This window comes from Ensifer sp. NM-2 (assembly GCF_003024455.1).
GTDB classification, from domain to species: Bacteria; Pseudomonadota; Alphaproteobacteria; order Rhizobiales; family Rhizobiaceae; genus Ensifer; species Ensifer canadensis.
Genome location: NZ_PVZR01000013.1, coordinates 47520 through 66797 on the forward strand (window position 1 = coordinate 47520; position 19278 = coordinate 66797).

At 57.3% G+C, this 19278-nt stretch carries 19 protein-coding genes and 6 pseudogenes; 15 read left to right on the forward strand and 10 right to left on the reverse strand.

The annotated features are described in order from the left end of the window. Nucleotides 1-7: 7 nt before the first annotated feature. The gene (locus C6558_RS23455; RefSeq protein ID WP_107027738.1) at nt 8-946 is read right to left on the reverse strand and encodes a carbohydrate kinase family protein; all 939 of its coding nucleotides are present in this window, start codon (nt 944-946) and stop codon (nt 8-10) included. Then, entirely contained in the window at nt 937-2322 is a 1386-nt protein-coding gene (locus C6558_RS23460) for a 6-phospho-beta-glucosidase (protein WP_107027739.1), read from the reverse strand. The genes C6558_RS23455 and C6558_RS23460 overlap by 10 nt, the downstream gene beginning before the upstream one ends. Before the next feature lie 12 nt (nt 2323-2334). Between C6558_RS23460 and C6558_RS23465 the strand changes: the two genes are divergently transcribed. From C6558_RS23465 to C6558_RS23475, 3 genes are all read left to right on the forward strand, one after another. Next, entirely contained in the window at nt 2335-3237 is a 903-nt protein-coding gene (locus C6558_RS23465; protein WP_245449198.1) for a GntR family transcriptional regulator, read from the forward strand. Nucleotides 3238-3265: 28 nt separating this feature from the next. Continuing rightward, nucleotides 3266-3742: a YdeI/OmpD-associated family protein gene (locus tag C6558_RS23470; RefSeq protein WP_107027741.1), complete on the forward strand. Its 477-nt coding sequence runs from the start codon at nt 3266-3268 to the stop codon at nt 3740-3742. Between the two features lie 465 nt (nt 3743-4207). Continuing rightward, entirely contained in the window at nt 4208-5542 is a 1335-nt protein-coding gene (locus C6558_RS23475) for a TadE/TadG family type IV pilus assembly protein (RefSeq protein WP_107027742.1), read from the forward strand. A 534-nt stretch (nt 5543-6076) separates the two neighbouring features. Here the strand turns inward: C6558_RS23475 and C6558_RS23480 are convergent. Next, complete coding sequence (locus tag C6558_RS23480) at nt 6077-7006, reverse strand: nucleotidyltransferase and HEPN domain-containing protein (protein ID WP_107027816.1); 930 nt, start codon at nt 7004-7006, stop codon at nt 6077-6079. A gap of 274 nt (nt 7007-7280) precedes the next feature. Between C6558_RS23480 and C6558_RS23485 the strand changes: the two genes are divergently transcribed. Beyond that, the gene (locus C6558_RS23485; protein WP_107027743.1) at nt 7281-7466 is read left to right on the forward strand and encodes a WGR domain-containing protein; all 186 of its coding nucleotides are present in this window, start codon (nt 7281-7283) and stop codon (nt 7464-7466) included. 71 nt (nt 7467-7537) lie between these two features. On the opposite strand, the gene C6558_RS23490 is transcribed toward C6558_RS23485, so the two are convergent. The 3 genes and pseudogenes from C6558_RS23490 to C6558_RS23500 form a co-directional block, all read right to left on the reverse strand. Then, a complete protein-coding gene (locus C6558_RS23490) occupies nt 7538-7933 on the reverse strand; it encodes a type II toxin-antitoxin system HigA family antitoxin (protein ID WP_107027744.1) in 396 nt (131 codons plus the stop codon). Continuing rightward, a pseudogene (locus C6558_RS23495) lies at nt 7933-8228 on the reverse strand (type II toxin-antitoxin system HigB family toxin). The gene C6558_RS23490 and the pseudogene C6558_RS23495 overlap by 1 nt, the downstream one beginning before the upstream one ends. A 736-nt stretch (nt 8229-8964) precedes the next feature. Next, nucleotides 8965-9195 (reverse strand): helix-turn-helix transcriptional regulator, encoded by a 231-nt coding sequence (locus C6558_RS23500; RefSeq protein ID WP_082523522.1) that lies wholly within the window; start codon nt 9193-9195, stop codon nt 8965-8967. 134 nt (nt 9196-9329) lie between these two features. Here C6558_RS23500 and C6558_RS23505 point away from each other — a divergent pair, with 134 nt between their 5' ends. From C6558_RS23505 to C6558_RS23515, 3 genes and pseudogenes are all read left to right on the forward strand, one after another. Then, nucleotides 9330-10052 carry a hypothetical protein gene (locus C6558_RS23505; protein WP_107027745.1) on the forward strand — a complete coding sequence of 241 codons (723 nt, stop codon included), beginning with the start codon at nt 9330-9332 and terminating at the stop codon, nt 10050-10052. Further along, nucleotides 10053-10484, forward strand: coding sequence for a hypothetical protein (locus tag C6558_RS23510; RefSeq protein WP_107027746.1), 432 nt, complete (start codon nt 10053-10055; stop codon nt 10482-10484). Between the two features lie 392 nt (nt 10485-10876). Further along, nucleotides 10877-11181, forward strand: a pseudogene (locus tag C6558_RS23515) (hypothetical protein); the annotation flags it as partial. A gap of 100 nt (nt 11182-11281) precedes the next feature. On the opposite strand, the pseudogene C6558_RS23520 reads toward C6558_RS23515, so the two are convergent. Next, a pseudogene (locus C6558_RS23520) lies at nt 11282-11574 on the reverse strand (type II toxin-antitoxin system RelE/ParE family toxin). Then, a complete protein-coding gene (locus C6558_RS23525; RefSeq protein ID WP_107027747.1) occupies nt 11571-11879 on the reverse strand; it encodes a type II toxin-antitoxin system RelB/DinJ family antitoxin in 309 nt (102 codons plus the stop codon). The pseudogene C6558_RS23520 and the gene C6558_RS23525 overlap by 4 nt, the downstream one beginning before the upstream one ends. Nucleotides 11880-12248: 369 nt before the next feature. Here C6558_RS23525 and C6558_RS23530 point away from each other — a divergent pair, with 369 nt between their 5' ends. The 4 genes and pseudogenes from C6558_RS23530 (at nt 12249) to C6558_RS41675 (ending at nt 14313) form a co-directional block, all read left to right on the forward strand. Continuing rightward, nucleotides 12249-12959, forward strand: a complete 711-nt coding sequence (locus tag C6558_RS23530) for a hypothetical protein (RefSeq protein WP_146160904.1) — start codon at nt 12249-12251, stop codon at nt 12957-12959. A 149-nt stretch (nt 12960-13108) separates the two neighbouring features. Beyond that, nucleotides 13109-13318 (forward strand): annotated as a pseudogene (locus C6558_RS40930) (hypothetical protein); the annotation flags it as partial. After that, nucleotides 13278-13412, forward strand: a complete 135-nt coding sequence (locus C6558_RS41430) for a hypothetical protein (RefSeq protein ID WP_256371980.1) — start codon at nt 13278-13280, stop codon at nt 13410-13412. The pseudogene C6558_RS40930 and the gene C6558_RS41430, both read left to right, overlap by 41 nt. A gap of 610 nt (nt 13413-14022) precedes the next feature. Continuing rightward, nucleotides 14023-14313: a hypothetical protein gene (locus C6558_RS41675; RefSeq protein ID WP_199197047.1), complete on the forward strand. Its 291-nt coding sequence runs from the start codon at nt 14023-14025 to the stop codon at nt 14311-14313. Nucleotides 14314-14929: 616 nt separating this feature from the next. On the opposite strand, the pseudogene C6558_RS23555 reads toward C6558_RS41675, so the two are convergent. Continuing rightward, a pseudogene (locus C6558_RS23555) lies at nt 14930-15190 on the reverse strand (transposase); the annotation flags it as partial. 208 nt (nt 15191-15398) lie between these two features. On the opposite strand from C6558_RS23555, the pseudogene C6558_RS40940 reads away from it, so the two are divergent. From C6558_RS40940 to C6558_RS23570, 3 genes and pseudogenes are all read left to right on the forward strand, one after another. Next, nucleotides 15399-15553, forward strand: a pseudogene (locus C6558_RS40940) (IS6 family transposase); the annotation flags it as partial. Between the two features lie 448 nt (nt 15554-16001). After that, a complete protein-coding gene (locus C6558_RS23565) occupies nt 16002-17078 on the forward strand; it encodes a diguanylate cyclase domain-containing protein (RefSeq protein WP_199197048.1) in 1077 nt (358 codons plus the stop codon). A 270-nt stretch (nt 17079-17348) separates the two neighbouring features. Beyond that, nucleotides 17349-17654 carry a PilZ domain-containing protein gene (locus C6558_RS23570; protein ID WP_107027817.1) on the forward strand — a complete coding sequence of 102 codons (306 nt, stop codon included), beginning with the start codon at nt 17349-17351 and terminating at the stop codon, nt 17652-17654. Nucleotides 17655-18162: 508 nt separating this feature from the next. Here the strand turns inward: C6558_RS23570 and C6558_RS39995 are convergent. Next, complete coding sequence (locus tag C6558_RS39995; protein WP_158268950.1) at nt 18163-18327, reverse strand: hypothetical protein; 165 nt, start codon at nt 18325-18327, stop codon at nt 18163-18165. Between the two features lie 352 nt (nt 18328-18679). On the opposite strand from C6558_RS39995, the gene C6558_RS23575 reads away from it, so the two are divergent. Then, a complete protein-coding gene (locus C6558_RS23575; RefSeq protein ID WP_107027753.1) occupies nt 18680-19198 on the forward strand; it encodes a histidine phosphatase family protein in 519 nt (172 codons plus the stop codon). Nucleotides 19199-19278 lie beyond the last annotated feature (80 nt).

Genomic DNA, 19278 nt, shown 5'->3' on the forward strand with positions numbered 1-19278 from the left:
TCGTTCTCTACCAGGTGGCTTCTGCCATGCTTTGAAGAAGCTCACTCTCTCGAGGCAGTGCCTTGCCGCCATGCGCCGTCACCGAGGCCGACCCGCAGGCAACCGCTGCCCGAAGTGCTTTCTCGATGGCCCAGCCCTGCAACAGGCCGTAGACAAAGCCGGCGTTAAAACTGTCGCCTGCCCCGGTCGTATCGACGACCTGGACTTGCGGTGCGCCAATTTCGATGACCTGACCAGCGTGGAGTGCAGCCGTTCCGTTGGCTCCCCTCTTGATCACGACGGTCGGGCAATATCGAGCAAGGGCGAGAAGCGCCCCATCATGGCTCTCACCACCTGTCAGCCGCTTTGCTTCGGTCTCATTGCAGATAAAGCAATCGGTGTGGAGCAAGATCTCAGCGAGATTGCCGTCTGCGATGTCCTCACCGACATGCTGGCAATCCAGGCAGCAAAAGACGCCGATGGAACGGGAAAACGCGAACAAGTCGGCCAAATCGTTCCGGCAGGTGAGCCCTTGCACGATGAGGACACGCGGCCCGAGCCGTTCGATCTCAGCCTTTGACGGAAGCGTCTCGACCCCTTGGAAGTGACTTATGAACCCGCGGTCGTGTGCCATGGAGAAGGCAGCGCTCAGGCGGATTCTTGCCTCTTCGCGGCGCTGGAACAGGGAAGTGTCGATTGCGTCCCGTGTCGCGGCTGCGATCATCAACTGGCTGAAAAGATCAGTCCCGGTCTCACACCACCAGCCGACCTTCACACCGAGCAAGGAAAACGCGCGCGCCGTCGTGTAACTGGCACCCGGGACCGCATCGAAATCCTCCGACCACACGTCAGCACCGAGCCTTGGCATCTCGCCAAGATCGGAAAAAATCAGGTCGTAGTAATACTCGCCGGCGAGCACCACGTCGTAAGGGGAGGCCCTGCACCGCTTTGAGAGCATCAGCGCCATTCCCCGGCAAAGGGTTGATGTGCAGCGATGTATTGCTCGACCAACGGCTCCGCGCGCGAGTAGGACAACACAAGCGGATGCGCCACAAGCGCCTCTACGGCGAGATCCTTCCGCCGCTCCGCAATTGCTCTGACTGCGAGCCGCTCGTAACGCTTGATGTTGTGCACGAGCTGCGCTTGCGCCTCCGGCATCGCTCCGATCTTTTTCGCCTTGATCCCATCGCGGCCGACGACGCAGCTCACTTCGACGACGTCATCGGGACGAAGGCCGTCGATAGCGTCCCCGTTGCGCACGTTCAATCCGATGTGGCACTCGGCTCCCGATTCCATCGCATCAATGATGTTGAGCGCAACACCGGCATAGCCCTCGCCGACACCGTCCGCGGCATGCGCACTGACCGCGCGGATGGCCCTGTCGGCATCTTCCATGCTCGGCGCTTCGGGCCGCGCGTAGTGCATGTAGGTCGCCTCGCGGCGCTGCTCATAGGCGAAGTAGGCCGAAAGGGCAGCATCCGCATCGCGCTCGACGCCAATGGCGGAGAGTTCAGCAATCAATGTTCGATTGAGATCGCGCACCTCCTCGCCACGGGTGCGCGCATCGGCCTGGATGTCTCCAAGTGCCTTTTCGGCGTAGTAGAAGTAGTAGAGATACTCGTTGAGCCACAGGCGATGCCGCCGGATAATCGATGGATCAAAAATGCGCTGCGCCGTTTCGGCAAGAAACGCATCGTCATCCAGCAGCTCTTGTAGAACCTCGCGCCCTCCAACGACCGCCGACCGCGTAAACGACAGGTGATTGAGACCGAAGACTTCGGTCTGCACGTCCCTGACGGCAACACCGAGCTTCTGCGCCACCGCTTCCTGGGCCGCATTGGCACCATCACAGATGCCGACGACACGATCGAAGCCTGCGTCGCTCAAAGCCTGGGCCACCAGGCCCGCCGGGTTGGTGAAGTTGAAGAGCCAGGCATCCGGACTGACCTCTTTCAACAGCCGAGCATATTCCGTGATGACGGGAATGCTGCGCAACGCCATGGCAAAACCACCGGGTCCGGTAGTCTCCTGGCCGAGAACGCCGTGGGACAAGGCAATCCGCTCGTCCTTGACCCGTCCGTCCTCGCCGCCAGGCCGAACAGTAGTGACCACGTAACGTGCGCCCTCAAGGGCTTTCTCGGCAGTCACGGTGGCGGAAATGCGGACAGGCGACTGCATCCTGAGAGCAATCTCGCGGGCAAGCCCACCGAAGATCTCGAGCTTCGATTGATCGACGTCGTGCAAGCAGATTTCGGTAAGCCCACTGCGTTCGGCCCTGCGAAGAGCCGAAGCCACGAATAGGGGTGCTCTTACGCCGCCGCCGCCAATCAGAGTGAGCTTCATCGGATACCTCAGTTGTCTATTAATGCAGTCGTAACTGGTCATATCCAGACATGTCAAGATATACCGTTGCCTTGCCACCATATTTCGTGCAGCACTGGAATCGTCACAAACGGTACGGAAAAGATGCCCGCAAAAAAGCCGACAGTTCGAAGCAATCCGTTGGCGGAACGCGCCCGGCTGAAGCCGCTGGATCGCGATGATCAGCAACCTCTCTACAGGCAGGTCAAGCAGAACATCCTGGATCTGACGCGTGATGGCACGATCCCCGCACATTCCAAACTTCCGTCCGAGCGCGAGCTGGTACAGGCATATGATGTCAGCCGCATTACAATCAGACAGGCGCTTGTGGAACTCGTTCAGGAGGGCCATCTGCAAAGCCAGCCAGGCAAGGGCTTCTACGTCGCCGAAAGAAGTGAACCGTTCGAGCTGCACTTGCTGACGAGCTTTACTGCCAACGCGATCGCCAAGGGCATGATGCCCGGCAGCCGCCTGCTGGAAGCCAAGATCTATGCCGCTCCGCCGGAGATTTCACGCGCGCTCTACCTGCCAGAAGCGGCTGACGTCGTGTTGTTGAAACGCCTTCGCACGCTCGACGACGTGCCGGTGGTCATACAGTATGACTGGCTGCAGCCCGTCGCATGCCCGGGCCTGCTGGATTTGGACTGGTCGACTGGAAACCGTTCGCTCTACGCTGAATTGCGCGAGCGTTACGGCCTGCGCCCCGTGCGTGGACAGACAACAATCAGTGCGCGCTATCCTGATGAAGACGAGATTGCATTGCTCAAACTGGAACAAAAGACCGCGGTGCTGACGTTGGATCAGATCGCGTTCAACGCCGAAAACCGACCTATCAACATATCAACCTCTGTGCACCATCCCAAGCGCTATCCCCTGAGCATTCAACAGGGCGAATAGGTACGCGCAGCAGCATTGGATTTGGACGATGTCATCTAGCGACAATCAGAACAAAAATGCAGGCAGGGGAGCAGCGACGTTCCAGGCGAAGGTTGTCCCTTCCGGCAATGCGACAGGTGTCGAGGTCCCCGATGCAGTAATGAAAGAGCTGGGTCCTGGAGGTCGCCCACCGGTGACTGTGACAATCAATGGCTTGAGTTGGCGCACGCGGGTGGCGGCCATGCGGGGGCAGCGGCTGATAGGGATCAGCGCTGCCCATCGCGCCGCCGCCAGGATCAGCGAAGGCGATATAGTCGAAATCGAAGTCGAGCTCGACGAGGAGCCCAGGGAGGTCGCCGAACCCGCAGAGCTCGCCGAGGCGCTCAATAACTCTCCGCAAGCCCGAATGGCTTTTGACCGCCTGCCTTTTGGGCTGCGGCAAAAGCACGTCAACGCGATCCACGAGGCCAAGACCTCAGAAGTTCGGGAACGCCGCATTCGCAAACTGGTCGATAATCTGAAATAAGCGCGCGCGATGAGTGCATGGACAATCGATCAGGCGTGAAAAACAGGTCGCGCTCGACCGGCAGGCTGAGCTTGCCGGCCACGGATAGCGTGGCGTCCCGCCGCCCGCCGTAGACTTCATAGCCAGTTCCCGGCGATACACTATGCGATCCCAGACGCACACATCGGAAACAAACACCGCCGCAGAGCGGCCCCAACGATACCCAGAGCGGCAGCACGGGCAGGCACCCGCCCGTTTCCGCTGTGGATTCCCCCGCACAGCGCCGGATGCCACAAAGTTTAACAATTTCTGAAGCTATTTCTCTACGCTTGATAGCTAAATTAGCAATCCTGTTTTGGAGCGTAGGGAGGGGACGTAGCCAGCTGGCCGCATCTAACTCCAACTCATTGGAATCGATTACCTCTGTTGCTTTTTGGCCACCTGGCTCCGAAGTCGTCGTGATCTGTTGAGGGGGCCACAAACAAGATGCCAAGCGATCTGAAGAACAACCTCGTCCGCATCCTTAAGGACGAAAACGGCAACTTTGCCGTCATGACTGCTCTCTTAATAATCCCGTTGTTCACGGGCGCTTCCATCGCCATCAATCTCGCCCGCATCAATCTCGAATCCGCCAAGATGCAGGACGCGCTCGATGCGGCCGCCTTTTCCGCGGTCAAGTCCTATGGCGAACGGGAGGATGAAGCCAAAGCGAAGGACCTGGCGAACAACATCTTCTTCGCCAATTTCGGCACACCGGAGATTATCGACGAGATCGGGTTGGGCAGTTCGACGCCGGTGGCAACGCAGGCGATCAAGGTTACTTTTGGCACCCTCGGCGTCGAAAGCACGGCGACGACGACCTATGAGCTCAAATACGCTCCGCTGTTCTGGGGACTCCAACCCTATACGATCGATCGCGAAAGCGTCGCGGCGCGCATGCCGGGGCGGGAAGCCTGCATTCTGGCACTCCACCCGACCGCATCCCGGGCGTTCGAAGTGAGCGGCAGTGCCACTGTCGATACCTCCGGCTGTACCATCACGTCGGATTCGAGCGACGCACAGTCGATCTATCTCAGTGGGTCGGCCACTCTCAAGGCAGAGTGTCTTTATGCAACGGGCAAGGTTTCGGCGACGCTTGCCCATCTCGAGCTCGCCTGCGGCAAGGCGGTGGAAGGTGTTCCACCGATCCCGGACCCCTTCCGGTTCAAGAAAATGCCGACGACCGGGAACTGGGTGAACCTCTCCGGATGCGGACAGAACTTCGTGGCCGGCGGTGGCGGCAATGGCGACTGTAACGGTACGAGCAAGACACCGAACAACGCACCCGCCGGCTACACTGTCGAACTGAAGCCCGGCACCTACGGCGGCTTGGAGATCAAGGGCGCGGTTCTTCTGCGGCCGGGCTCCTACATCATCGATGGCGGCACTCTGAAACTTGCCAGCCAGTCGGTGCTCACGGGTAATGGCGTCACCTTCTTCCTGATGAACGGTGCCCAACTCGACATTCACGGCGGCTCGACCTTCAAGATCACGCCGTCGCTGACCGGTGACTGGGCAGGTTTCTCGATCGTTGCCGCCAGGAACAACACGGCGACGGCCGTGATCAACGGCAACAGCGCCTCGTCGCTTGCGGGCATCATCTATATGCCGGCGTCACGTGAGATCCAGTATGCCGGCAATGGCTCCACCGGCGGCGAATGCGTACGCATCGTCGCGCAGGAGATCACCATGATCGGCAACAGCAGCTTCAAGCTGGATTGCAAAGCGGCGCTCGCGAACAACACCATTAACAATCCGGGTGCGATCCGTCTGGCCCGATAGTAAGCCAAATGATTTGCAACCAGGAGCAACGCTCCCTCGGGCGCCCGCTCCGACAGCCTTGATGTTCGGTCTAGCGGTGAGGCTAGGAGGGCACCCGTCTGCCACCCGGTTAATTCTACCAAATACGTGAGATCGCTACCGCTCGAGCATGTCACGGCATCCCCGCCGCGAGTTCACACAGTTGGCGATGGACAGCCGCCTCTGTCGGCTTGGGGCAACTGAAAGTGTCTCCCGTCCTTGATTGGAAGACTGAGAGGCCTTTGAACGAGAACGCAAACGTCTTTCTTCGTTTGGAGTTCGGCGTCGGAATTGTCTCCCCTTTGGCGACAGCCGCAGTTGCTCGAGGGGGTTCTTGCCATTATGGCTGAGAGACATGTCATTGGTCCGGGCGGGCACAACATCGAAGTGGTTTGCCACGACCCCGAGGCATAACCTTTCCCTGGAGGGGACACCCACGTCCGGGTTCACCCACCTGCGGCCGCCCTTCATGTCAAACGTGAACGTCTGCTTCCAGACCCAATAGCCGACACCAGATCATCGCCCTGACTTTTCCTCGGCGATTTCGCCGGCCAGCGTGATTAGATGGTTTTCGCAGACCGTTTTTACCAGCGCGTGAAGAACCTGCGTACGCTCAATCAGGAAAGAAAGCGCCTCTTCGCTTATCTGGTAATGCTTGGAGTACCGCGCCTTCACATAGGCCTCATTGATTGTATTGAACCAGGCCGAATAGCGCTGCCGGTCTTGTGGCCAGGCGTCTGCGAGCCGCCGGTCCAGATCTTCGGCAAAACCGCGCAGGGAACGCAGGTTGTGGGTTGGTGGACCATAATTCTTTAGAACAAGAAGCACAGTTGAGTAGGCGTGCTCGATTGCCTGATGAATAAGAAACGCCGCTTCGTTGGCGCGGCCCTTGCTGAGTGAATATTGCGCGGTGTCGAGGAAGCCAGCGGCATGCGGAAGTCGGCTTTCATAATGTTCGCGTGCGATCTTGAACTGCTGTTCAAGGCTGATTGGCCTCGGTTCCACCAGCGGCTCGCTATCGAGCTCGTAAAGCAGAATGCCTTGCCGGCGAATGTCGCAGAAGAAGTCCTTTCCGCGCCTGAGCTCCTCGTTCACCTCACGGCGAGAATGCACGATGAAGGACACCTGCATGCGCTTCAGGATGCGGTCGTTCAGAAGTCGGTCAGCAGCGTTGTTCCAGTATGCGGTGAAATCCGTCAGCTTGCGATTGTTGACGATCACCAGCAGGTCGAAATCGGAGCGATAGCCCTTGCCGATGTGCTCCTCATCGACCCAATCGCCGCGGGCGTACGAACCAAACAGAATGACCTTGAGGATCCGCCCCTTTTTCTTAAATTCGGCCGTGCCCCCTTTCAACGAATCCTCGAACTCCTCGCGCAGGATTTCGACCGCACGCGCGAGTTCCCGCCTCTTGGCATCAGGCAGGTGATGGAGGCTGAATTTCATCATTGTCGGCAAGAACTTTCGCTTCGCGGGCGATAGGCCCGCCCGATTTTAGGTCAAACGTCGTGCGCAACCCAGACGGGTCGAGTTCCCGCCTTAATAAACAAACGTCAGTCCTTCACGTGGGGATCGGTCGGTCGCGTCGGTGATACTTTGCCCAAAGGTACCAGCGAATTCAACGAAGCAACCGTAATGATTCCTTCGCATTAGTTTCACAATCGGCAGTCAGCACATATACTCACCCGCGTGTTCCGATACATTATGAGATTTTAGAAACCTGTTTGGTGAAATTTGCCTCATTCGGTCTCGGGGGCGTATCGGAACGCTTGGCCAGCAACTAAGCCACCATTTCGCGTCCGCGACTGAGGCAGTGGCGCTCCTGCACATATTCGCCCATCAGCAGACCGCGAAGGGCTACGTGTCCACAACAAGCCTTGCAAAATCGGCGCTGTGTGGCGACTAATATAGGGTCATCCAAGGCGTCGCTTTGCCTATTCCTGAGTACGCTGGATGAGCATTTTCAGGCGCGCCTTGTCAGGCTACCTCTCTTTCGCGGCCAACAAGATGATACGGTTCCACAAGGTGGTCAGAGGGAATATTCCACGCTTTATGCAGCCGGTGGATCATCTCCACGGTCAGAGCGCGCCTTTTATTAAGAACTTCAGAAGCTCGAGAGCGCGAACCCAAAATCACGGCAAGGTCGGCCTGAGTGCGGCCAAACATTTCCATGTGAGCCTTGATTAGCTCAACGGGTTCAGGTGCCTCGATCGGGTAGTGCGCGTCTTCATATGCCGCGATGAGGGCCGATAGAACGTCGAAGCGGTCAGCCTCCTCAGTCCCGAGTTCCGGCTGGTTCTCGAAATATGCCGAGACCTCTGCAATAGCCCATGCAAGGTCATCATCATTCCTGATGGCTCGAATGTTGTCCATTACACCGTCTCCGGGTTGATCTGATCGTACTCTTTGTGGGTGCCAACAAACTTGATCAGCACCCGCTTATATGGATAGGCAACGTGGACGATCAGGCGATACTTGTTGCCGGAAATGTCGAATATGATGCGATTATCGCTGACAAAGTCGATGTTGGCACCGAACATCGTCTTCACATCCGCCGGCTCCGTCCAGCCGCGCTGCTCACCATTGCGTATCAGGTCTTCAGGGGTACTTCCGCTTGGGGATGCCTTCCCCAGAAGGCTCTCAACGTGGACTTCGCTATGACTTGCATGCCGCACATATATTCCCATATTGGGAACAAGTCTACAAATTTGTCAATGCCCAACTCCTTCGTGACGAAAGCCCGGGCGATCAATGCGCTCCTTTAGCGCCTCGACCCTGCGCCGAGCGACCGGGCCCTTTCTCCATTCAAAGAGATACCATCTGGCGACTGCGCGACCAGGCTCCGCCCGCACGATATAAACGGCACAGTGATTAGCCCAATGTCGCACACAGACAGGCTGGCGGCCGAGCAAAAAATTGAAAGCCTGAGAAAACCCGATGAAGCCCGAAAGGCAGCGGCACCTGCAGTTGTCCGATCCATCCCACTTTCGAAGGCTGACATGATCCGGGCGACGCTGCTCAATGGGAGCAATCCGCCGCGCTAAAACACGAGAGCGGCACTTTGGGTTCGAGTGGTGGCGCTCCCCGCGCATATCTGGCCGAAAAAGCTAGTCGGCTTCGAGCCACCAGCAAGAATGAGCGTACCAGGCGCAGGCCGCGCAGCTGACAGAGCCAGTTCGCGCGCGGTTTGACCGGTTAAAAAGCCTCGTCTCGGAGGATCAGCATCGCGACGGCCAACGCCGGGATCCGGGAAGCCTAGGCCCGGCAAGCCGCTCCAATTGAAAAGCGCCCTGCCCTCACCTGCCCGACCTGACCACCGAAACCTGCGATATGGCTATACCGTCTCTGGCGGCCGTTGGATCCTCATTGAGACGATGCAGGGCGCATGCGTGGATGCCGTTAGTTCAATCTCTTGGTTTGGAAAAGCGAACGCCGACGCCACCACCATTTTCTGGGATGAACTCGATGCCGGCATCTTCAAGCACATGTCTTATGCCGTCAACAGTGCCGCTTCGCAGCTGGTCACCTCTCTCCAAACGGCTAATTGTCTGGGTTGAAACATTTGCCGCGACAGCCAGTTCCCGCACTCCCCAGCCTAATGCAACGCGGGCAAGCCTGCACTGGATAGCGTTCATTTCACAACACGGTTGTGATTTAACTTGCTCATTTTCGTCACCGCTTGTACCCTTATAAGCTGAAATCGGCCGGCCTTGGTGTTCGTACCACCGAGGCCAGCCTAACCACAACCTAGCTAGCTGGAGCTCGGATCATGGCTGATTCTGAGAATAGCAGAACTTTGCCTGCAATCACCCGTAGAGAAGAAAATTTTGAGAACGGCGCGATCGAAAAGCTACCGTACGTGATCGACCGCCGAAACCTTCTGCCCGTCGCGGCGCGCTTTCTGAGCGCCCGTATTGCCGATCCGAACGGCCCGCGCAGAGTAAGCGGTCCAACGCCTGTCCGCGAAATGTGGCCACGATGGTATGCCCGTCATAAGCAACTGTTGGAGGCGACGCGCTTCAGACAAAAGCTAGAAGCAGAAATGCTGGAGCAGGTCGGCGGTTTTCCGGTTGCCGAACTGCAGATTGTTGGAAGCGACCAGCCGGTGGTGGTGCACTCTTTCGCCGAGCTCAATCGCCTGGCTTACCAGGTGGATGCCGACCAACTGTCTCGGGCAAGGACTGAACTTCGTCAGCGCCGGAAACAATGGAAAAAGGCCGACACGCACCTGGGCTACAGCGACGCCGTTACCCTGGAACAGGAGCTCGCGCGACATCTAGGAATATTGGGCCGTGTCATGTGGATCACGAGGCCGTCCTGCCTGATCGAAATCACCGCGAAGTTCCATTGCCTGATCGTGACACACGATCCGGGCTTGAAGCTCGAAGAGGCACCCTGGCCAGAGTTGCGGACCATGCTGAGGGATCTTATGCGCATGGAAGAACGGGCCGGCGAGACACGGGCTTCTCACTCGAGCCTGGAGGCAAGCTGAATGGACCTGGCCTATCCTGATCAATCAGCAAAGGTTCGAGACATTCTGGCCTTGGCGACGCAGTACCGAGACGCGGCCGTCACGCTTGGTGAGGGCGTGTCCAACTCCGGCCACCCGCCGCGACGCCTTCTCGCTCTCCATTCCATTGAGCTCCATCTGAATGCTCTTCTGCTTGCCAAGGGCCTCGATCGCGACACCGTAGACGGCTTGCAGCTCGATCTTGGCGAGCGGACACGAAGAGCAGTGGATGCCGGCCTCGTTCTGCGCAGGCGCACGGCGGAGCACCTGGCCAGTCTCTCCTCAAACAGAGAGTATCTCGTCATCCGGTACCGTCCAGACCTGACGGCCTCGATCTCACAGATGAGCCGGCTTATGGCGACCCTTGATGAACTCTCGCGCAAGGTCAGAAAGATGTTACGGACTTCGTCGTGATCGAAAAAACGAGCCAACCAGGCTTCATTCTCCGCATGCCTGGTTCACAACGTCCTTCGCTGCCTTTTCGGGCCGCCGGGTTTTGGAGCGGCCGCACCGGCGGTTGCTCGTGGTGCATGGCGTGGGCCACTTGGATCCCCTTCGTAGAACTGGTGCGGTAGAAGGCTTCGAGCTAAAGGAGCAACAGCAAAGTGACGGCTCACCGCCTCTTCATCGGGTTTTTGAAGTTTTCCGCAGCCGCGGCTGCGGTTCGGTCGGCATAACTCGTTTGGGGAATGGTGCGTACAGCAATGGAAGTTTAAAGACTGGCGCACGGTGGCAGCCGTTGGGATATTCGATGCGTCGGCACGAGGCGGTGCTCGAATATCCCTCGCCCATCGTTCCGGCTCACTCTGCACCGCGGTCGTCAAGCCAAGAGCGCAGCCGCGCAACGGCGACGTCGCCCACACCATTTTGTCGAACGCAAGGTGCCGATCAATGAAATGGCGCGCCAACTCAGTCGGCAACGATCGACGATCTATCGCGAGATCAGACCCAATACATTCCTCGATCGCGAGCTGCCCGAATATAGCGGTTACTTCTCGACGGTTGCCGACGACATCAGCAAGGGCGTCGGCGGCGCCTGAGGAAGCTCAGACGTCATCCGCAATTGCGCGAACTGGTCATCGACAGATTGAAGGCCTACTGGTCGCCCGACTGAACCGATCGGAAGTGGCAACAATCCGCCAGCCCGCGATGTCGATTCTATCCTTCGCCTTGAAGCGAATCGACGCCAAAGAAATGGCTCGCAGTCGGAATCACTCCTCGCCGAATTCGAAGGGCCATATCTGGGCGCCATGCAGGACGCGCAGAATGCGAATCCGATCCGCTGTCACCATGTAAGCCGCGATGTAGGGTGTGCGCGGTATTACCAACTCCCGCGTTCCCTCAACTCGGCCGGGACGACCGCTTTCGGGAAAGTCGAGGAGACGTCGAACGGCACGCGTAATCTCTTCGTCGAGTGGACCGCCGCCCTCTGATTTTCGCTTTCAATGTAGCTGAAGATACCGTCTCGATCGTCAAGCGCAAACTGCGCCCAGACAAGCCTCATCGATCGCCAGCCCCTGCCTTGTGCAGAGCTGTCGCCCGGCGCTCGCGGAAGCGAGCCTCAGCATCAGCATCCTCGACATCGGGTCGGGTGTCCGCGAGAGCTTGCAACACCTTGGCGCGGAACCAGGCATCGTGGGCGTCGCTGCTACCAACCATTTCCAACGGTAGTGAGCCTTCGTTCGCCGTCCGAGTTAGAAGGATTCGAACAGCATCCGAGATGGTCAACCCCATGTTCTGCAGAACGGCCGTGGCGCGGTCCTTAATATCGGCATCAATCCGCGTCTGGACCAGTGCATTTGCAGCCATCTCATATCTCCTTCACAAAGCATCAATGTAGTGCAACTGCATGACACAATCCAGTATCCTCGCGAACCGTGAAGCGTGCGTCTCGACGTTCCCGTCAACGAAGCAGGAACCGAGAACATTCGATCTTTACTATTTGTGGCGGCCGAGAATGCGCATGTGCTCGCAGCCGTGATGTGGGACAATAGCCCGCAAATTCCCGTCCCGAGGGAGGTCGACGCTTCTCTGCAGGCAGAGCCTGTATTTCTCCTAAATGCTGCTAAGATGCGATGATGAAGAGGTCGGCGAGACTTCAAACGACCGGTCTCGTGGAGCGCTCGATGGGATTTCGTCTCGGTGACGGTGTCCGGTGGGCTATCGGGGGTCCCGACGGTGTTTATCGCATCGTCCCAGCAGCTGTTCGGGATTGATAAAACCACAGCCGGGGTTACCTCCGCGCTCTCGCGGGCGGCGTCTGTCGGAGACCTCGAAGCGGATCTGGTTGTACAGGGCGCGAGCCGCCTTGCGGCGCGCAACTACGCGATAAACTACCTGAGCTTCTGGTCGAGGCAGGGATTGTTACAAGTCGAGTTCGAGAAGCACGACGGATCGCCGCCGCATTCATACCTTGTCAAGATTGCGGAGAGGGTGATCCGGATATCCTGCTACGATGAAGGGTCTGCTCCACCTAATTTTGCCCATGTTTCCTGCCTTCGGCTCACTGGCGGACACGACTTCATCGCATTACGCTCTAGCCAGTTTCGGCAATTGCGTTTGTATCGTCGGACCGGGGAAAACGCTTTGGTCTTTGATCCCGGAGAAGCTGTGCCCGCATTGAAGGGCCATTTAACCGACGAAATCACAGAGAACCTCGGAACGTGCACCGCGCTTCATGGGGCCTTGCTCGCAAACCGCAGTGGCGCGGTTCTTCTCTGTGGGTCGCCGGGCTCTGACAAAACGACCTTGGCATTCGCGATGATGCAAAGGGGATTTCAAAGTCATGCGGACGGAGCGATAACGGGTGAAAAGCGTAGCAGCGTACGCGGTAGAGCCCTGCGCGAAAGGCACTTCTTTTTAGCATCTATATCGTCTGATATATTGTGAGAAAGAAACAAACGCATTACTTTCTCAACCATGTTTATCTTCGATTTTTGTAAAGCCAGGTCCGGTCTTAGATAATAAAACCGTTGGGAACGATACTTTTCGAATGCTTCAATTATTTTGGACGCCTCGTTTCTATGAGGGGGAGAGAAATGAAGAGAACTGAAAGATACGATAAAAGTACGGCGGACTCGGATGGTCGCCGAGAGTTTCTTAAAAGCTGCGGCCGCTTCGCGGCGGTAACTCCGCCGACGGTCATTCTTCTCCTTTCAACGAGTCTCACTTCGAACGCTATTGCAAAATCTGGAGGAGGCGGCGGACATGATAGTGGAAGTGGCGGGCACGATCGGGGTGGCGGCGGACATTGATGCCTCGTCCGCTCTCAGTAAGTACACGATCAACGCAGGAAATGAGTGGCAGGAGGTGTCAATCCGAGTGCTTGCCGCCTTCCCTTGAATGGCGTGGCTCGGCTTGTTTGGACAGGCCCTAGCATGCCCGGCTGGTTTTGGCCTGTGTTTGCGTCAGCGAATGACGCCAGGCGGCCCAATCATCGCTACGGCACGATCATGTGTCGAAGCGTTGGGTGCCAGGGAGAGAATTGAAAACCTGAAAAAGCGCGATAATGCCCGAAAGACGCCTTCAGCGGGGTCTGCGGTTGCCCTGCCCATCCTGCTGCCAAAGGCAGATATGATCCGCGCATCGCTGTTCAATTGGAACCGCCGCGCAAAATCAGGAGAGCGGCATTTTCGGTTCGGAGTGGCAGCGCTGTTTGACGTTGAAATGTCCAGGTCGCCGCACATCTCATGCCAACAAAGGCAATCGGCTTCGCGGCATCAGCAAAGAATGAGCGTACCGAGCGCCGGCAGCAGCGCGGCCAGAGCCAGTTCGCGCGCCGTTTGACCCGTTAAAAGCTTCGTCTTGGAGGATCAACATCGCGAAGGCCAACGGCCGGGACCCGGGAAGCCTAGGCCCGGCAAGTAGCCCCGTTTGATTGAGGGATCGCAGACAACGAGGTTTTCGGAACCTCGCCACCTTACGTGCCCTCACCGCCCCCCTGAGGAAGCAGTTGATTGAGCCCGTTGAGTCGGCGTTATTGGAGCACGCCACTTACACTTCGTGGTCTCTCATCTTCAACTGCCGGGACACCACTTTTCTGAACCGTGATCGAGGCCGGGTACGGCAAGACCAGCTTGGCCGCACGAACACGACGAAGAACGATGACGACGAACATGTGATCTTGATCCGCCGCCCAGCGACGGCATTGAAACGCTGGATCGATGAAGCCGGCCTCAACGACGGGCGGTGGTCCGACGCATTGAAGCGGCCTCCGCAGTGGAGGCGCAATGCCAACGTCTAAGTCTACAACATTTCCAGCTGCGGCGGAATACTTGCCCTAACAGCCAAGCTTCATCGAAGCTACCCGCTCGGCTATGGATACGTGCACAACTACTCAATTTAGTTGCGATGAAATCTAACTTCGGCTGCGCTACACTCTCCCGTGAAGTATGATGGAGGACGTTTTGCCATTCAGGCCAATTTGGGCGTGCTGTCTGGGTCTGCTAACCGGAGCGATCCTTGGCTATCTGACTGGATTTGGCGCGGGTATGGGAATGCCGGAATTAGGGCCAGAGTTAGTCGGACTAATCGGCGCAATTGCCGGAAGTATTGCAAGCGTGGTTGCCATCGGATGCCTTGAGGAGAAGTGATCAATGTCCCTCAGAACTGCGCGTGTTCAGATCGGAATAGGCTGGGCCCTAATGATTATCGGTGCGCTCCTGAGCGTAAACTTAATGACAGATATAGGTTTGGTTATCTGGGGCATTGGATTGGTCCTACAGATTGTCGCCTCGCTTATATATCTCGCTTCGAAGACCGGCGGGGGCCGTCTCGGGGGCGCATGAATCAATCGCGCCCTCGGTTTTGGCATTTGCAACCGCGCGTTAGCCATCGTACAAGCTAACAATACATCTTCACTAAGCGGGCCGACGCCGCTGCAAAAGGGCGTCCACCCATGGGGGCATTGCAAAGCCATTCCGCGATAGCTTCAGGATTGCCATTGCCCCGACGACCAATAGCGACCGGAGCTGAGGGTTTCCACGTTTCGAGATCGAGCCAAGTTTTTCCTTGCCGCCGCTTGAACTGGACCTCGGCCACGCCGCGAAGTCCCTTCCGCTGCGGAATCCCCCGGGATCGGGGACAGCTGCCTTGACCGTGGCTGCCGTGATCGGACCGACGCCGGAATTGCTGTTAGCCGCCTCGCGACTTCATCTTGTTCTTACCGCGGTGACGATCTTTCGCTCCAAGGTGGCAATCTTCTCATTGAGAGTTTCTATTTAGTCCGCGATCTCGGCCAGCGCCTCGCGCGCGATTACCGGCAGTCTGTCATCGGACTTGTCCCGCACGATCTCGATGAGTTTTGTGCAGCTCTTCGCGCCCGCCGCTGCAGCCCGACAGCTTCAGCGCTTCGTTTCGATCCACGACCCGTTGCCAACCTCTTTCACATGGCTCGCCACGACATTCCATCGGCCCACCATCGCGAACTCCGAGCAACGGCCCTGAAAGCGTGGCGTCAAATCGCGCGTATTCATGCCGTCTGAAACAGCGCGCCAATTCAGATATTTACTGTGAATCATTAAGTTTACGCTGCCCTCAGCGGTCGTCTACGGCACGGCAGGGGCAAGATCGGTACCCGCTGCATGATCATAGCCGTCGGTCGAGCCGCTAAAAATGTGAACTATAAAAATACATCCTTCAGGTATTTCGTGAGGTCGGTTTGAACTCGTGCCTGTCGCAACAATATCGCCGATCTACGTCATTCGTTTCTAATGATCTTCCGCGAGAACTTCACGACTTTTTAATCTGCCCGGTCCAAGCTTAAGTTGTTCGATTGGGCGCACTCGCGTCACTCAACCGCATGAATGCGGGTCGGGCGCGACGAAACCTTGCTCGCATCATTTTGATACGAGGTCTCGACCTGATGCGTACCTGTCCGACCATCGTCTCCGGTGCAATGCCTGCGACGCTTCCTGTGAAAGGCGCTACATCTTGGCAATTGTGAACGCGTCCCCGAAACAACTGGCACAGCAAAGCCGTAAGGAACTCTACTACACGGTGTTTGCCACCTTGAGTCGACTGGAGATCGAGGCGTCTCCGGTCAACTACGAGCTCATGTACGAGATCATCAGCGGCAACAATCCCGAACTTCGCGAGAGCTTCGCGCGCCTCGTCAAGCCGATCGCAGAGGAAGACTTGGTTGTGCTGGCTCGCATCCATCTACCGCATCATTTCGGCAAAGCGATCCACGACGAGTCCGCCAACCGCCTCCAGAGCGAATTGACGACATTGAAGGAGTCGCTGCTCACCGGTCAGAATTCGCTCTCGAGCTACACCAGCATGCTCGGTCAGGCGACGGGCAGGATCTCCGCGGTCGATCCAAGGGACGCGAAGACAATCCAGTCGCACCTCCAGGCGATCCAGCAGATGACAGAGGCGCAACAATCGAAGAGCACGCAGATGCTTGAAAGCGTGTCGACGCAGATATCGACGGTCGCAGCGATTGCGACCGATATCGAGGAATTTGAGCGGACGAAGTTCATGCACCCTGTTACCAATCTCGCTAACCGGCGCGGGTTCAACAAGAGGCTCGCCGAACTCTACGGCGGCGAACGTTATCCCGAGGGGGCGTCGCTTCTTCTTTGCAATCTCTTGGCCCTGGAGCCCTTCGGGGCCAAGGAGCTGCTCAGGCTCCGGGAGGCGATCCTTGAGCGCCTCGGCTCCGTGGTGTCGCAGGCCGTCCAGACCACCGATTTCGCCGCGTGGCTCGAGCGGCCGCAGATCGCCCTTTTTATCTGGACAAGCGCCGAGGCGGAAATTCAGAAAATTGCGGATCATTTGAAGAAAAGCTGTCTGACTGCATTCGACAGCCGCCAAGCGAGAATGCCAGCGGTCGTCGCCCGCTTCGGATGCAGTACCACCTACGATGCCGATACTGCATCCGAGTTGGTCGGACACGCGGAAAAAGCCCTGCAGACCGCGACGGATGCGGCGAACGACAAGGTCGTGTTCGCATTCGGCCGCGAGGGGCGCGGCGCGCGCAAGGAGTGGATGCTTTATCGTGATTAGACGCGGATGGAAACCATACGCGACGATCCTCCGCTAAGTTAATTAAAACTCCGCATCTTACGGTTATCGAAACAACGAGCCCCAACCATTCCGCAACAAAACTAAGAACAACCGCCGATCGAAGCCTTTGGCGATTAATTCTCTACCATACTACTTGCGTATTTTGAATATTAATTTCATTATACCAGTATAATTTCATAATTCCCTTAGAGTTTACTTTACACTTTCGCATGACAATCGGACGTGATCGAAATTAGCTTCGAGGGAGCCATGGCATATAGAGACAGTGTTCAGCGCGCCACGACGCGCACGCAAACGAAAATCACCGGCAATGTGAGTTGCAAGACAGGCTCAAGCAACGGTCTCGTGAAAGACCTTTCCGCAGAGGGTATCTGTTTCCAGCTCTATTTCGACATCGGCGCCCGCACCGGACAAGAAGTCACGATACGCAGCGAGGAGCTCGGTGTTTTGACTGGCATCGTTCGGTGGAGCCGAGGTGACAGGATAGGCATCAAGCTCAAGCTGTCCTCGAATACTGCGGCACAGATCGCTTCGTACTATAAATTCTTCCGCTGATTGAAGCGATCGGAAGTGACGCTGGCGCGAATTGACCAGTGCGCGGCGAGCGAGGCGACCGATCCGCCGCGCACGAACGCTTACGGCAGCGGGTCCGCCTTTTGCAGGCGAGCGCGAAGACTTCATTTCCAGCAGTTCGACGGCGATCAACTATTTCGTTCCAGAGAATCTGCGTTAGTGCTCGACTAACAGAGACCCGCTGAAAATCGCAAGACAAGTTGATTGGTCCGCGACGATGCTGCAACAGTTCGACTTGGCGCACTTCGGCAACTCTCGCTGATCGTCACTGTGTCCGATTTCGTAGTCAGAGAGTTTCTCGATGATTCCGGCGTATACGTCGCTCGGCAACTATTTCCCAGGTCTCCGGTCCGAATTTCCAGGACTACCGCCTCCTTGGCGATACCGACTGTGCTTGTTTCGATTTCGAGTGGGGTTCTCGCCGTCCATTTCGGTTCGCACCCAACCGTCTTTCCATCTCCATGGCGACGCGCGGCAAAACGCTGATTGCCTAGTCAAGCACCGACTTGCTGGTTTTGTAGATATCCCAGCCGCAACCCTCGTTGCGGCTGACGCTGCCCATATTCGATGACATGACCGCGACGACCCCGTCTCGAGCGACCTGCTCGCCGATCATCCCTACAAAGCGCATTGGGGCGAACACGTTGGTCAGCATAACACCTTGGAATTCCTCGGAGCTGACCGTCTCGATCGGTCCGATGGATCATTCGTGATACCGGCATTGACGAAGAGAATGTCGAACCGCACTCCCTTTAACCGTCGGCGAAGCTTGCTGACATCCTCGTCAGAAAGGATATCCATATTGGCGACAGAGGGTGGGTGACCGATTTCGCCGCCAATTGCATCATTTTGGGAACATTGCTGTCGCTGGCTGCGCTGGACTCCAGAATAGCTGCCGTCGCCTTCGTCCGACCTGACCTAGAGATTCCGATTCGGCTGTCTGCAACCTCTGTTGCATGGTAGTATCGTCTCGTTTCCCCTGAAAGAACGGACCAGGGAGCACGGCCATGGAAGCTAAGGCCCTCCGACTGCTAATCGGTGTGGCTACCTGCAGCCTTGTTTTTCCCCATTCAGTCGGCGCGCAGGAGGCGATCTACATCGTTCGGCACACTGATCCGCCGTCAACACTGAACCTTGATGAGATTCGCGACGAAACCCCACTGTCGGAGTCCGGACAAAAACGGGCCAAGACGCTAGCTGAGCGATTGAAAGATGCAGGCATCACCGTCGTCTATGCCACGCAAGCTAGGCGCACGGTCGAGACAGCCGAGCCTCTGGCGAAGGCCCTTGGACTCGAAATTCGTGTTCATTCCTATGAGGACAGTGGCGGCTTGGTCCGACTACTTCGCTCAGAGCACCGCAAGGACAAAGTGCTTGTTGTGGGGCATTGGAGCACCATTCCAGAGATTCTCGCGGCGCTGGGAGATTCCGAGGAAATCAAGATTGAACGAAGTGCGTTCGACAATCTGTTCGTGGTTATCCCGAAAGGGGAGCAAGCGCCGGTCGTGCTGCATCTTCACTACTGAAAACTGTTAGAAACATCAAACCCTCAAGCGAGCGATTTCACGGGAGGTGGCATCCCGGACGACACCTCTTCGTTCTTATT

Coding starts and splice junctions, on each gene's coding strand:
- C6558_RS39995 (WP_158268950.1), bottom strand. CDS start 18,327: ATGCTGACCAACGTGTTCGCCCCAATGCGCTTTGTAGGGATGATCGGC.
- C6558_RS23480 (WP_107027816.1), bottom strand. CDS start 7,006: ATGAAATTCAGCCTCCATCACCTGCCTGATGCCAAGAGGCGGGAACTC.
- C6558_RS23525 (WP_107027747.1), bottom strand. CDS start 11,879: ATGGCTGCAAATGCACTGGTCCAGACGCGGATTGATGCCGATATTAAG.
- C6558_RS23490 (WP_107027744.1), bottom strand. CDS start 7,933: ATGGACAACATTCGAGCCATCAGGAATGATGATGACCTTGCATGGGCT.
- C6558_RS23575 (WP_107027753.1), top strand. CDS start 18,680: ATGGAAGCTAAGGCCCTCCGACTGCTAATCGGTGTGGCTACCTGCAGC.
- C6558_RS23460 (WP_107027739.1), bottom strand. CDS start 2,322: ATGAAGCTCACTCTGATTGGCGGCGGCGGCGTAAGAGCACCCCTATTC.
- C6558_RS23455 (WP_107027738.1), bottom strand. CDS start 946: ATGGCGCTGATGCTCTCAAAGCGGTGCAGGGCCTCCCCTTACGACGTG.
- C6558_RS23510 (WP_107027746.1), top strand. CDS start 10,053: ATGGACCTGGCCTATCCTGATCAATCAGCAAAGGTTCGAGACATTCTG.
- C6558_RS23505 (WP_107027745.1), top strand. CDS start 9,330: ATGGCTGATTCTGAGAATAGCAGAACTTTGCCTGCAATCACCCGTAGA.
- C6558_RS23570 (WP_107027817.1), top strand. CDS start 17,349: ATGGCATATAGAGACAGTGTTCAGCGCGCCACGACGCGCACGCAAACG.
- C6558_RS23475 (WP_107027742.1), top strand. CDS start 4,208: ATGCCAAGCGATCTGAAGAACAACCTCGTCCGCATCCTTAAGGACGAA.
- C6558_RS41430 (WP_256371980.1), top strand. CDS start 13,278: ATGATAGTGGAAGTGGCGGGCACGATCGGGGTGGCGGCGGACATTGAT.
- C6558_RS23500 (WP_082523522.1), bottom strand. CDS start 9,195: ATGAACGCTATCCAGTGCAGGCTTGCCCGCGTTGCATTAGGCTGGGGA.
- C6558_RS23470 (WP_107027741.1), top strand. CDS start 3,266: ATGTCATCTAGCGACAATCAGAACAAAAATGCAGGCAGGGGAGCAGCG.